Source organism: Streptomyces sp. YGL11-2, from assembly GCF_050054615.1.
In the GTDB taxonomy this organism is placed as follows: Bacteria; Actinomycetota; Actinomycetes; order Streptomycetales; family Streptomycetaceae; genus Streptomyces.
Genome location: NZ_JBNHIN010000039.1, coordinates 66,924 through 80,171, shown reverse-complemented (window position 1 = coordinate 80,171; position 13,248 = coordinate 66,924). Strand labels below are relative to the sequence as shown.

Below are 13,248 nucleotides of genomic sequence, written 5' to 3'. Positions count from 1 at the left end.
TCGTCCGCCGACGACTTCATCTGTCCGGGCCTGGGCACACTCGGTCAACGACTCAGACCCCGTTAAGTCACTGGTCTTGCCTCTAGCCTCGATCTTTCGTGACGGTCCGCCGGTTTCTCCGGCGGACCGTTTCGGCTTGTTGGGATGGTGATGGGCAGGGCGAGGGCCCGGCTTTCGCGTCGGGTGTGCGCCGGGTTCCACGGCTCCGGTGGGATGGTTCAGGTTCATCGGGACGTGCTGTTGTCGCTGGTCAATTGGGGTTTGGGAGGGCTTCGAGTCGATGGATCGCGCCTGTGATCACGTCGATCCAGGGCCAGTGGTGGGTGAATCTGAGGTGTCGGCGGCGGCCGGTGGTGACCAACTGGGCGGCGGCGGAGAACAGTCGCAGCCGCAAGCGGCGGGGCTCCCAGAGTCTGGGCTTGCCGGTCAGGGCGAGCGTCGGCAGCCAGGCCAGCAGGTTGAGGGCGAGCTGGACGATCTCCAGCAAGACCTGGTTCTGCGCGGCCTCGTGCAGGGGCAGGTTGCGCAGGCCGGTGGCACGGGCGGCCCGGATGCGGTCCTCGGCCCGTGCTCGCTGACGGTGCCGCATTTCGAGTGCGGCAATCGGGGTGTCGGTGGTGTTGGTGGAGAAACAGGTCAGCCGTAGTCCGTCGGCGTCGGCAAAACGCAACTGAGCCCCGGGGTGGGGCCGTTCCTTGCGCACGATCAGCCGCATCCCCTTCGGGCAGCCCTTGAGTACGTCGCCGTCGAGCTCGGCAACCCAGGCGCCGTCGCGGCCCCTGACGCGACAGCCGCTGCGGCGGCCCGGCGCACGCTCACCGAATGCGACCGACGCATCACCCAGTACCGCGCCACGCTCGACGCCGGCGCCGACCCCCAACTCGTCACCCCATGGATCTACCAGGCCCAGACCGCGAAAGCCTCAGGTCAGCAAGATCTCCTCGCCACGGCGACAGCCCAGCCCGAGAACCTCACCACAGAGCAGATCAAGCACATGGTCTCCGCGCTCGGCGCGATGACCGACCGGCTCCTTGCCGCCGCCCCCGAGCGCAAACGCCCCCTGTACGCGGGATGCGGGCTTACTCTGACCGTTGACATGCGAAAGAGGGCTGTGACCGTAGAGTCACAACCGTCTGAAACGTGTGCATATGAAGAGTATCCGAGGGGGGCTTGAACCTTACACACATGCCGGTGATGCGGGGCGAATTGCGATTGCCGTAGCCGCCGGTTTGAGTCCTCGGCCGGAGTCGCAAGTGACGGCGGGTTGCGCCAATGCACCCGTGCCCGGCACAGGCTCGCTGATTGCCGTGGGCCGACGCAGTCCGGAGGTCGCCATTCCGGCGGCAGGGTCCTGGTCGCGCGACCAGCCGAACCATCCTGCCCCCGTCACCGCCAGCTTCATCGGCACTGCCGAGTCCATCGCCAAGGTGGGCACCCGCTGGGGGCGACGGCGCCGGAATAGTTGGGGCGATCCTGCGTGGCCTCCCGGAGGACTACCAGCCAGCGGCCCGGTACGCCTTCCACTTCTACAACGTCGCGACAGACACCCCCGCTGGCCAGTCGTACGCGCGACCAGCGAGCCACTATTGCCAGCCCGCGAGCGCGCCTTGCAGCACATAGCGAGCGCCGTACCCGGGGACTGTACGGCCTGCCGGCCCCCGGCTGGGGGGCGGACAGGCGTCGAAGACGAGCACACAGACCCTCAGGTGGTCGCAGTGCGCCATCGCAGCTCCGGGCACGACTCGTCACCCCGTGTACGGGCGATTACCCGCGGCTTCCGTGCTGCGGCAGGTCAGTAGTACTGGCGCATGATCTGGGTGGTCCAGGTGGGCTGGGTGACGGTTTCCTGGGGGCCGAACTCGGTCATGTAGGGCTTGATGTCGAGGACGGGGGTACCGTCGATGGCGTCCAGGCCCTGGACGTGGAGGTCGAGTCCGTCGACGTTGAGTAGGCGGCAGCGGGAGACGCCGAGGCGGTTGGGGCGGTTCTTGCCGCGTTGGGCGAAGATGCCAGCCAGGGGCCAGTCGGTCTTGCCGCGCGGGTGACGGGCGCCGGTCTCGATCCGGTCCACGGGAACGCGGTGGAAGTGGTAGACGACCTCCAGGTGGGAGAAGGCGTCCAGGCCCGCCACCGCGTCGGGGCCGAACCGGTCGGCATCCAGACGGATGACGGCCCGTTCCCTACCCCAGCCGTCGTCCCGGACCTCGCTCCGCCCATCGACCACCCACCCCACCGGATGACACACCACCTCGGCAGGAGTGTTGTTCTCGGACATTTCTCGAACCTTTCGTCAAAGCATGGGGAATTCAGAGGAGTTGGCTCACCGTACCGATCGGCCGGCACGCGTCAGCGCTCGGGCCTGTGTGCCGCGCCAGAAGTGGTCAAGTCGCTCCTGCAGTTGCCCCAACTCGGCGTGGTCGGTGGCGGATCCGTAGATCACGCCGATCGCGCCGGTCGTGCCCCGTCGCCAGTCGGTGTGCCAGGTGCCGGGCGGGGAGACGTCGACAAGGTCGATTCCGGGGAGCTCCGCGAGTCGTTCGAGGAGCGACGGTGGCCCCGGCTTAAGCGGACCTCCGGGAGGGACCAGCCAATACTGGAAGACCACCGGGTCGGCGAGGCGCGGTGCAGGCTGCGGAGCGGTGACAGGCATCCCGAGCGCCAGCCGCAGGGCCGCCGCCACCATGTCGTACCCCGTGTGACGCTGCACGATCTCGGCGACGTAGCCGCCCAGCCGCCCGTTCACCTCGATGATCTTGGGCCCGTCGGCGGTGAGCTTGACCTCGGTGTGGGTCGCACCGTGCCGGACGCCCAGGGCACGGATCGCCGCTTGCTCCAGCCGTATGACGTCCGCCGCGAGAGCGGGCGCGACGGGAGCGGGCAGGACGTGCCCAGTCTCCCGGAACGGTGGGACCAGCGGCGGCTTTCCGGTGACTGCCACGGTCCGCGACTCGCCGTCGACGACCAGCGACTCCACGGAGACGTAGTCGCCCCGGCCCGGCCCCGTCTGCTTGGGATCCCCGCGCAGGAACTCTTCGAGGACGAAGTCCCGGTGCACTTCCCCGGCGAACTCCGCCAGCCGGGAGCGGCATTCGTCAACCGAGGCGACCAGGCAGGTGTCCACACTTCCGGCACCGTGCCGTGGCTTGAGCACCGCGGGCGTCCCCACCAGGGCAAGCGCGGAGGCGGCTTCGTCCGGGTGCCGGACCAGGGCGCACCCTGTGCCCTGGACACCGCTCTCCAAAAGGATCTGCCGCTGCCGGTACTTGTCGGTCAGGACGGCCGCGGTCTCGCGAGAGTGGAAGCGCAGCCCGCAGTACGCAGCCACCGCCGCGGTCAGCCGCAGCCGGTGCTCGCTGAGGGTGACGACGCCCACGGGGTCCAGGCCTTCGGCGAGCCGGCACACCTACAGCTCGCCGAGGTTCGTGATGTCCGCCACTTCGGCGTGCCCCACGGCCTGCCGTAATTCGATACGAACCCCACGTGTGCGCGCTGACAACAGTGCAGGTCAGGCCCTCGACGCCGCGAGGAAGCAAGCCTTGAACGCACACGATCTCCACATGAACCCGACACGAACCCCCAGGCCTGAGTTCGGCGGCTCGGCGTGCTTCTGACCTCTGTCGGTGGCGCTGATTTGTATGGGGCAACACGTGTCAGGCCGCCGCCCCCGGTCGCCTGTGTCCCTCACCGTCTGCGCCTCGAGCACTCCGTACCCTCGAACATGCCGCCGGCACCGCATCCGGCGGTCCGGCTTCAGCTCCATGGTCACTGGTGCCGCTCCTTGTGGTCGGCGAGGAGCCACTCGCAGTCCCGGGCGAGCAGGTTGATCTGGACGAGCGCAGACAGTCAGCCCGCGCCGAGGCCCTGCTCTGACCGGAACCGGATTTCGGACAGCCGGCCTGTCCGCCGGGACCACTCCATGCTTCCGCGCCAGAGCTTGTCCGTCGCTGCCTGGGCTTCCGGGAGAAGAATTGCGATGTGCCCGCGCAACAATCCGTCCAATTCGGCCAGTTCGCCGGTGCGGGGCGAGGTGTCACGCAAATCCTGTGCGCGAACGAGGGTGGAACGAATCGTGTCCTCGTCGACTGGAGCCTCAGCTGACCCATCGGCGGTTGCGGCATCGGAACTGTCTTCGGCGTGTGCGGGGTGGCTGTCGCTGGACATCGCATCTCCTCGTCGCGCTGCGTGTGACCGGCTGAGGCAACATCAACAACCCCCTGTCGCTCACCGATAGCGAGGGGCTTTCAACCGGCTCCTCCATACGTCGATCAGGGCTTTCGGAAGGTGTTGGAGTGATGGACGGCCAGCGTCAGGAGGTAGTTGGCGGGACAGTGCGGAGGCGCACGTGGGAGATGTGGTGCGCAGCGCAGCGCAGAAGTCTTCCCGTTCAGGTCAGTGCGTGTACCGATTGACCTGTCCTGGCCCTGAAGTTGCCGCAGCATTCAGCACCCGCCAAGTCCCGCCAAGTCCGCCCAGCGGCACACAGCGGTGGAACTCTGTGTGCCGGGACGTCTTCACGTGGTGGGGTTCGGCCTTCAGCGGAACCGTGCGAGACGTTGAAAGGGGGTCCATGAAGTGGGCTCCTTTCGGCCTCCGCTTCTTGGCGTCCGGATCGGTGCCATCAGCGGCACTGCACAACGTCGTGGCAGTACACGCTCGGTGAGCGGGCATTCACGCGGCACGGCGCACCGGGCTGGATTCGGTAGTCGGCCATACGAAGACGGGGAAGTCGCACGCCGCGGGACGCCGGCCGAACCGCCGCACGATCATCGCACCCAGCAGCCCGGTTCCGTAACCCTTCACCGGCCTTCGTTCCCTCCCCACGCCGATGATCCCAGCGCCGCACCCATGGGCCCGGCCGTCAAGAAGTTGCAGGGCGAGTGCGGTGCAAAAGCCCCACAGGTCGGCCCGGAGGGCGGTGGTCAGGTCCGCGCGCAGGAAGACACACGGGCGCCACGCTCCATGTTCGTAGCCCGTCGTCACGGCGCCCGCGATCGGCTCGGGGACTGCCCCGTCACCGGGAAGGACGTCCTCGGCGATGCCACCCAGGTGGTCGGTGAGGACTTCGCGGATCCTGAGGATGACGTCCTGATCGGTGTACGATCCCTCACGCCGTCGCCAAGGTCCTCGGTCGCATGGATTCATACCGGGCGCCTCTCGCATCGCAGCCGGAAGACGTGAGCTGAAAGCCGTTGAATTCGGGTCGCGATGTTCCGGTGGTTCGAGATGAGCAACGGCACTTCGGCTGCCACTGGCACATCCACGGCGGTTGGCGGTGCCGACAGGCTCGGTACGCATTCGGTCCTTCCCAGGGCTCGGAGCCGCACACTCGTTTCTCCCTTCACATCATGCTGCCTGCGCTGTCGCCCCTGCCTGGGCGAGTCGCCCGGGAGCAGGCGACGGCATCCCCGGGCCGGGCACCAGGAGGTAGCGAGCCAGGCGCTCCTCGGCCACCTGCCTGCGCGTCCGGCACGCGTGATAGCCCAAGCCGAGCCGACGGGCCGCATCGGCCAGCGCTTCGCCCTCCAGGCGTGTCCGCCCGATCAGCTCGGCTTCATCGGCGCTGATGGCACCCTCCTGGACGGCGCGGTCCAGGACGAAGTCCGGGTGCCCGGTCTGCGGGCTGTGGGAGTGCAGCGCGTCGCGCTCCGCCAAGGGAACGTCCCCCAGGTTGCCGGTGTACCGCGCCCTGGCATTCAAGCCATTGCGATAGCCGGCCCACCACAAGCGGGCGGCGACACCGCCCGCGTCCACATCGACCGTCCGCAATTCACGGAGGAACCCTTCCAGCACCTCGGCCTCGATATCGGCATAGGGAGCCGCTCCGTCACGAGCTGCCCGTCGGGCGGCCCGCCGCAGGCCAGGAGCCATCATCCAGACAGCGGCCAGCACCCAGTCATCCCCATGGCTCTGTGCTCGGAAGGCCAGTTCCGCCCACACCGCGTTCTTGGTGGCATGGGATGTCCCGCGGTCCAGTAGCAGCCCACGCAATTCCCGGACGGAGACCCGACGTTGCGGCAGGTCGCCATCCGTCTCACGTCCGTCCAGGAAGAGGTCCGCAGATCCGGACTCCAATTGCTGGAGGGTCGAGTCGATACCGGTCAACGGAGTTCTCTCGCCTGCCCACATCCTGGTTTCCTCCTACGTTCACGCAGCGACAGGTTCATTGGGGACCGGGGACGCGCCGGGCGCCGGGGAGCGCCAGACCGCCCGGTTGCGCATATCGCTCTCGGAATGGAAACCCAGTGCCGCGAAGTGTTGCGCGATCCTGCGTTCCGCCCTGGACCGCCGCCGGCTGCAGGCGTGGTAGCTGATTCCCAGGCGTCGGGCCGCCTCGATCAGCGATTCGTTCTCCAGCCGCGTACGCCCGATGAGATCTCGTTCCTCCTTGCTGATGACACCGTTACGCAGCAGACCGTCGAGAGCGAGGTCCGGATGACTGGGCCGATGCGAGGACACGCCGACCGGATCGCCGCTCCTGGTGATCGGCATTTGCCCCGCCTCCCCTGACTTCCGCTGGGCACGGAGTGCACCCCGGCGAGCCGCTCCCAGGAGGCGGGGGAACATGCGCTCCGTCGCCGGATCCATCCGGCTCACCCGAGAGAGGAACTCAGTGACCGCCTCGGCTGCCGCATCCTCACGCGCCAAGGCCGTGCCGCTGCCCACGACGCTCCGCAGCCCGGGCACCATGAGACCGGCCGCCGCCAGCATCCATTGCTCTCGATCGGCGCCCTGGCGTACGAGCCTGATCACCTCGGCCCACACCGTGTCCCGCAGCGCCGGTTCGGAACGGGAGAGCAACAGCTCTCTTATCTCGTTGACCGCAATGGGTCTTGTGGGCAGGCCGTGCCCGAGTTCGGTACCGTCGAAGGCGAGCGGATCCGGTTCTGCGGAAAGGAGCTGGAAGGCCGATTCGATTGCGTCCAGGAGCGAAAGGTTCATGGCGTTTGGCATCGCCGGTATTCTCCTCGCGGCTTTCTCGTCACGACGGAAGATGCGACAGACGGTCCGTCAGGGTGCAAGCCTTCCGACGCAATCCCGTTAGCCGGCACTTTGGTATTCCAGGAAACCGCACCCATGACATAAGACCGTGACAGCCGGAGAATCTGGACACCCGGTTCGATTTTTCCCCCAATCTGTCCGACTGGGTTTGCTTGCGTCACAGTTGGTGAATGCCGTGGACGCAACCTGAGGCTTCGCGAGCACTTCGACCACCGGGCCAATGACTCGACAATCGGGCAATACGGTGGCCAACCGGGTGTCGTGGCTGGAGTAGTAGTTGCCGTCCCCTCCCACCCCACAACGTGGAACGGGGTCTTGCCCCTCATATGCACCGATTCCTCTGCGGTCGTGCGTCACTCGGCGGCACTGCGGATTCAGTCGACGCCGAGGGGAAGGAACTCAAGCGTGCGCTACAAGGTAACTGTCACCCGTCTCCAGGTCTGCGAGCGCTTCATCCGAGCCGCGGACCGCGACACCGCCGCCAAGAGAGTCCAGGAGGAGTTGGACCGCCCGTACGGGCATGTGGGCACTTGGCGCACCAAAGACACCAACCTGGATGTCCAGGAGTGCGAGGAGAATCTGCGCAAGGCGCCCGACCCCGTCGACGAGGGCGGCCCGCTCGTCATGTCCGTCAAGGAAGCCGCGGCTCATCTCGGCGTGTCGCGCTCGGTGATGTACGAGTTGGTCAGGACGGGAGAGATCGGCCATCTGCCCCTCGGACACAGAAAAATGATCAGCCGCAAGGCGATGGAGGCCTTCGTCGAAGCCAACACGCGAAACCGCTCCGGCCAGCTCTGACGGCACTTCTTGGACATCGGCAGACCTCGCACCGGTCAGGCGGCTCTCTCCTCACCGGCCATGAGGACCGTAGGGGCTCCATCCGTTCAGGAAGGGCTTCAGGTCATCGTGCCCGGGGCGCGGGCACCTCGGGCAGGCGAAGCGGCCCGATGGCCTGGAGGAGACGCAGCATCCGTGGCCGGACGGGCTTGCTCAGACCGGTAGCGGGTTCGCCGTTCCGGAGAGCCGTCACGATGGCATGCGGCCTGTGGAGACGCTCCGGAACGGGGACCGGATCCGGGACGGCGAGCTTCCAGGCTGGGATGTCCTGAAGGGCGATCTCATGGCCGCCCGCCCGCCAGCCATGCACCAGTTCCTTCCCTTCGGGAAGTTTTCCGCATCGCTGTGCCGATCTGATCCGGGCCGGCCAGTTGGGCCCTCCGGACCCGTACTCCTGCTTGACCACGAGTGAGCCCCCGGCGGCCAGGAGGTCTTCAAGGAGCTGCTCACCGAGCGTCTTCTTCCATTGTCCGGATGCCCTTTTCGGCGGGGGCACGGTACTCGCCTCGTTCTCGGCGGCGAGGGACGTGCCGGGAGCGGGGACCTGCGGTGGGTCGGGGCGTACGGCCGTTGACCGTGCTCCGGCCTCGGGATTGCGTGGGTTGCGCTCCCGCCCTGCCGTGGAAAACGGATAGGTCCCGTGCTCCAGGTAGTGGCGACCCGCCACCGTTGATTCGGCACTCCACCCGCCGCCACGTTTGCTGACCTTGACCAGGCCGCGGTTCTGCAGTGCCTGCGCACTCGTCTTGTAGCTGAAGTCGTCCTTGCCCCATGTTCCTGCGGGACAGCCGCCGGCAATCCAGCGAAGGACTTCCATCTGTCGGTCGTTGAGCTGGGCCTTGGCCGCCTCTTCCTCCTGCTCGCATCCCCTGGACGATGAGGCGTCGGTCAGCATCGCTATCCGGACACGGCTTCCTCGGGCCGGTCGTGCCGTTGTGCGGAACGCCTCGACTGGTGGTGGCGGGCCAGAGTAGGGCACGCACCGAGGTTTGGTCGGGACATACCTGTTCGTGTCGACCGTCCTTGCCTTACGTGCGACGGTCGGCCGAGAGCGCCTTGCCGGGCTGCGGTGTATCGAGGCCGGCGAAGCAGCTGAAGTCTGGCGGCTGAGGGGCGTGGTCAATCCGGGCGCACTTCGACGGCCGGATCAACGGCTCTCGTCGTTGACAGTCCACGGGCGACGGATCCGACTGTTCCGGGACCCACGTCTGAATGTCAGTGCGGACCTCTACGGTGAGAGATCACATGCTGCCGGGTAGTGCCGAGCCAGTGACGGAGGAGGGCGAGGGGCGTGCGCAGGGTTCCACCGGAGATGTTCCGGTTCACCACGGGTGAGAAGTCCGATCTGTACGGGGCGGTATTGGACGCATTCGGTGCGGCCGGCGAGCACCTGGAAACGGCGCTGGGGCTCGACGCCGTACGGGAGGGGCTGCGCGCGGTGGGGTGGCTGGCGGCGGTCGAGGACGAGGACTTGCACGAGGCGCTGAAGCAGCTGGGGCGCTGGGGGCTTCTGGAAGTGGTCCAGAACCACGCGGAGAACTACCGCACCGCCGAGGAGTACGAACGCCGCAATCTGCAGTATTCGCTGACCCGTCGAGGTGAGGCCGCGCTCGCCGGGGTGCGGCACGCGCTGGAGGTCCTCGCCTCGACGGGGGCACTGCAGACGGCCGTGCTGGAGGCGATCGCGGATCGTCTCGACGAGCTGTGCCTCCTGGCCGGTGAGCCCGCCTCGGCCGATCGCCGGATCTTCAGCACGCTGCGGGAGCTCGAGGGGCACCTGGAGGCACTGGTGGAGAACACCAAGGCGTTCAACGGTGAGTTGCAGCGGCTGCTGCGCGCCGAGGGCGCGGACCTGGAGGTGTTCCGCGAGGTGAAGGCCGCCACCGTCGCGTATCTGCAGGAGTTCCTGGTCAACCTCGACCGGCGCGGTCAGGCCGTGGCCGCTGCCGTGGCCCGGGTGGAGGTCCAGGGGATAGCCATGCTGCGGGAGCGGGCCTTGCGGGGAGCCGAGCTGCCGCCGGTGGCAGGTGAGGATCCCGCGGCCGGCTGGCTGGAGAGCCGGCGGGCGCGCTGGGCGGGCCTGCAGGCCTGGTTCCTGCCGGACGAGGGGGTGCGGCCGCGGATCGAGCAGCTGCACGACATCGCCCGGCGGGCCATCGTCTCCCTCTTGCAAGTCCTGGAGCGGATCAACGAATCGCGGCGCCGCTCCTCCAGTGCCGTGCAGGACTTCCGGGAGCTGGCGCGCTGGTTCGCCGCGGCTCCGGGAGAGGAAGATCTGCACCGTCTGTGGTCGGCGGCTTTCGGCCTGGGTTCGGCGCGGCACGCCCACCTCGCCCACCCCGACCCGGAGTTGGTCCCGTCGTCGCTGCCGTGGTCCCAGGCCCCGCCCGTGGAGGTGTCGGCACTGCTGCGTACCAGCGGCAGGACCGAGCGGTTCACACGTACGGCCAAGGTGCGGGATGTCGTGGCGGTCAAGGCGGAGCGCGCCGAGCAGGCCCGCAGGGAACGCGCCGAACTCGCCCGCGCGTGGACGGATTTGGCGACGGACGGACCGGTGCGACTGTCCTCCTTTCAGGAGCTGGACACCGCCGTTTTCGCCCGGCTGCTCGACCTCCTGGGCCGAGCCATGTCCGCCCTGCCGGATGCCATGGGAGTGCGGCGCGCGACCACCGGCGACGGCCGGGTGGAGATCGCCCTGTCCTCTCCTCCCGACAGCGGCACCGCCGTGCTGCGGACGGAGAGAGGCCTGCTGGCCGGGCCGGACTACGTCGTGTGCATCACGGCGGCGGGTGGAGCGGGTGCGTTCCCGGCGCCGCGCGCCGCACGACAGGAGGTGGCGGGATGAGCACTCTCGCCAATCAACTGGCCGCCGCCGAGCGGGAAGAGGTGGCCCGCGGCATCCGCCTGCTGCTGGCTCGCCCCCTGCTCACCGAGGCCGCCGACCCGCCCGGTTTCGATCTGGTGCGGCGCCGCCGAGAGCCGCTGGCCAAGTGGTTCGACTACACCTGTGGCTGGAGCCTGGTCGTGGAGCCCCGCCGCGGGTACGCGCGGCTGGCCAAGGTCCGCGCCGGTGTCGATGCCTCCCGCCCGGCCCGCAGGGCGCGTTCCGGCCGGGCGCCGTTCGACCGCCGGCGCTATGTGCTGCTGTGCGTGACCGCCGCCGAGCTGCTGTCGATGCCGATGACGACCATCGGCCTGCTCGCCGACCGCGTCGTGCAGGCCACGGCGACAGATCAGGCGCTGCCCGCCTTCGACCCGGTCCACCGGCCGGAACGGATGGCGTTCGTCGACGTCCTGAAGTTGCTGGAGGCGTACGGCGTGCTGCGGGCCGTGGACGGCGCGACCGAGGCGTACGTGGCCTCACCGGAAGCCAAGGTGCTCTACCGAGTGGACACCACCTTGCTGATGAGGCTTCCCACGGCTCCTGTCGGAGCCTCCCGGCTGGCCGTGCCGCCGGACGAGGTGCCCCTGCGGTTCGAGGAGCTGCTGGCCGGGCTGGTGCGGGAGCGGCGTTACGGCGGCGCCCCCGAGGCGGCCGGTGGCGGGGGGCGGGAGGAAGTGCGAAGCGAGTCCGCAGCCGCCTCGGACACGCAGCGCAACCTGTGGCTGCGCCACTCGGTCCTGCGCCGCCTCTTCGACGACCCCGTCCTCTACCGCGTGGACCTCACCGAGGAAGAGCTCGCGTACGTCACCTCCCTGACCGGTCGCCAGATCCTGCGCCGCTCGGTCGAGCAGGCCGGCTTCGTCCTGGAGGAACGGTCCGAGGGGTTCCTGCTCGTCGATCCGGACGCGCTCGCCACCGACCTCCGCTTCCCCGACGACGCGTCCACCGCCCGGGTTGCCGCGCTCTTGCTTCTGGAGCCGGTCTGCTCCTCGCCCGGGGGAATGCTGCCCGAACAGTTCGCCGAGGCCGGCGCCGATCTCCTCCGTCGCTTTCCCCGTTGGGCGAAGGCGTACCAGTCCGCGGACGGGGCGATGCGGCTGGTCGAGGACGCCGTGCGGGTGTTGTGCGACGTCGGGCTGGTCCGACGGGCCGGGGGCCGCGTCGTCGCGCGCCCGGCGGCGCACCGCTACCGCGTCGCCGAGACGACGAGCACCGATGCGGACAACCGGCACAGACACAGACAAGGGACGGGCACGAGCCCGCCTGCGACGCCGAGTACGACGCCCGCGTTCGACACACCGGACGAAGGAGACGAGCAGTGAGCGTGACGGAACTTCCGCTGCCACGGACACCGGAGGCGCCCGCCGGTCCGCCCCAGCCGCCCGGGGACGCGGCGGACGTGGCCCGGATCCGCTGGCAGCCGTACCGCGCGGGCATTCTCAACGTCTGGCGCTACTACGACGAGACCTTCACCTTCCACCAGGGTCGCCTGCTGCTCCGCGGCCAGAACGGCTCCGGCAAGTCCAAGGCCCTGGAGCTGCTGCTGCCCTACCTCCTCGACGCCAGCCTGCGCCCCAACCGGCTGTCCACCTTCGGTGGTTCGGAGCGCACCATGCACTGGAACCTGCTCGGCGAGGGCGCCTCCGGCAAGACCCGCGTCGGGTACGTGTGGATGGAGTTCCGCCGCATCGGCGAGGACGGCACGGAGCAGTGGTTCGGCTGTGGGGCGCGGCTGCAGGCGAGTGTGCACACCAGCGGGGTGCACGCCGACTACTTCACCACCACGGGCCGGATCGCCCACCCCGACGGTCTGTCCCTCACCAACGAGTCCGGCCAGCCGCTGACCCGGGCCACCCTCGCCGAGGCCGTGCGTGAGCACGGCGCGGTGCACGCCTCGGCCGCCGACTACCGCACCGCGGTACGACGAGGACTCTTCGTGGGCATGGGCGAGCAGCGCTACGAGTCATTGCTGACCGCCCTGCTCCAACTGCGCCAGCCCAAACTGTCCGAGCGGCTCGACCCGTCACTGCTCTCCACCCTGCTGTCCCGCGCCCTGCCCCCGCTGGGCGAGGGCGAGGTCGCCGAACTCGCCGAGGGCTTCGAACGGCTGGACCGCCAGCGCGAACACCTCAAGCAGCTCGACGAGGAAGTGGCGGCGGCCGAGACCGTCGCGGCCCGCCAGCGCGGCTACGCCCGGCGGGTACTGCGTGCCGGTTCCGCCGCGCTGATCTCGGCGACCACCGAGATGGACAACCTCACCCGTGTCGCCCGCCACAGCGCCCAGGAACACGAACGGGCCCTGGAAGGGCGGGAGTCGGCCCAGGTGCAACGGGAGGAACAGGAGCGGCGCGGGCACGCCCTGGAGGAGACCATCGAGGGCCTGCGGGAGAGCGACGCGTACCGGCAGGGCGAGGAACTGGACCGGCTCCGCCGCCGTACGGAGGACGCGGCCGCCACCGCCCGGCGGTTGTGTGCCGCCGCACAGACCGCGCGCGACCGGGCGGAAGACGACCAGCGGCGCACCGACG

General features: G+C 68.9%; 11 protein-coding genes and 1 pseudogene. 4 read left to right on the top strand and 8 right to left on the bottom strand.

The window, feature by feature from the left end; translation table 11 throughout:
- Nucleotides 1-250: 250 nt before the first annotated feature.
- The 7 genes and pseudogenes from ACO1BR_RS32295 to ACO1BR_RS32265 form a co-directional block, all read right to left on the bottom strand.
- Nucleotides 251-775 (bottom strand): annotated as a pseudogene (locus ACO1BR_RS32295) (transposase); the annotation flags it as partial.
- Nucleotides 776-1,792: 1,017 nt separating this feature from the next.
- A complete protein-coding gene (locus ACO1BR_RS32290) occupies nt 1,793-2,275 on the bottom strand; it encodes an SAM-dependent methyltransferase (protein ID WP_426798648.1) in 483 nt (160 codons plus the stop codon).
- A 45-nt stretch (nt 2,276-2,320) separates the two neighbouring features.
- A complete protein-coding gene (locus tag ACO1BR_RS32285) occupies nt 2,321-3,373 on the bottom strand; it encodes an ATP-grasp domain-containing protein (RefSeq protein WP_426798647.1) in 1,053 nt (350 codons plus the stop codon).
- 470 nt (nt 3,374-3,843) lie between these two features.
- Entirely contained in the window at nt 3,844-4,161 is a 318-nt protein-coding gene (locus tag ACO1BR_RS32280; protein WP_426798646.1) for a DUF6415 family natural product biosynthesis protein, read from the bottom strand.
- A gap of 507 nt (nt 4,162-4,668) precedes the next feature.
- Complete coding sequence (locus ACO1BR_RS32275; RefSeq protein ID WP_426798645.1) at nt 4,669-5,142, bottom strand: hypothetical protein; 474 nt, start codon at nt 5,140-5,142, stop codon at nt 4,669-4,671.
- A gap of 201 nt (nt 5,143-5,343) precedes the next feature.
- Nucleotides 5,344-6,102, bottom strand: a complete 759-nt coding sequence (locus ACO1BR_RS32270) for a hypothetical protein (RefSeq protein WP_426798644.1) — start codon at nt 6,100-6,102, stop codon at nt 5,344-5,346.
- A 42-nt stretch (nt 6,103-6,144) separates the two neighbouring features.
- Nucleotides 6,145-6,951 (bottom strand): hypothetical protein, encoded by an 807-nt coding sequence (locus ACO1BR_RS32265; protein WP_426798643.1) that lies wholly within the window; start codon nt 6,949-6,951, stop codon nt 6,145-6,147.
- A 453-nt stretch (nt 6,952-7,404) separates the two neighbouring features.
- Between ACO1BR_RS32265 and ACO1BR_RS32260 the strand changes: the two genes are divergently transcribed.
- On the top strand, nt 7,405-7,797 hold the full coding sequence (locus ACO1BR_RS32260) for a helix-turn-helix domain-containing protein (protein ID WP_426798642.1): 393 nt from the start codon (nt 7,405-7,407) through the stop codon (nt 7,795-7,797).
- 103 nt (nt 7,798-7,900) lie between these two features.
- Here ACO1BR_RS32260 and ACO1BR_RS32255 read toward each other — a convergent pair whose 3' ends face one another.
- Nucleotides 7,901-8,731 carry a hypothetical protein gene (locus ACO1BR_RS32255; protein WP_426798641.1) on the bottom strand — a complete coding sequence of 277 codons (831 nt, stop codon included), beginning with the start codon at nt 8,729-8,731 and terminating at the stop codon, nt 7,901-7,903.
- 396 nt (nt 8,732-9,127) lie between these two features.
- Between ACO1BR_RS32255 and ACO1BR_RS32250 the strand changes: the two genes are divergently transcribed.
- From ACO1BR_RS32250 to ACO1BR_RS32240, 3 genes are all read left to right on the top strand, one after another.
- Nucleotides 9,128-10,681: a TIGR02677 family protein gene (locus tag ACO1BR_RS32250; RefSeq protein WP_426798640.1), complete on the top strand. Its 1,554-nt coding sequence runs from the start codon at nt 9,128-9,130 to the stop codon at nt 10,679-10,681.
- Nucleotides 10,678-12,042 (top strand): TIGR02678 family protein, encoded by a 1,365-nt coding sequence (locus ACO1BR_RS32245; protein ID WP_426798639.1) that lies wholly within the window; start codon nt 10,678-10,680, stop codon nt 12,040-12,042. The genes ACO1BR_RS32250 and ACO1BR_RS32245 overlap by 4 nt, the downstream gene beginning before the upstream one ends.
- Nucleotides 12,039-13,248 (top strand): TIGR02680 family protein (locus ACO1BR_RS32240; protein ID WP_426798638.1); only part of this gene is annotated, 1,210 nt, incomplete at its 3' end. The genes ACO1BR_RS32245 and ACO1BR_RS32240, both read left to right, overlap by 4 nt.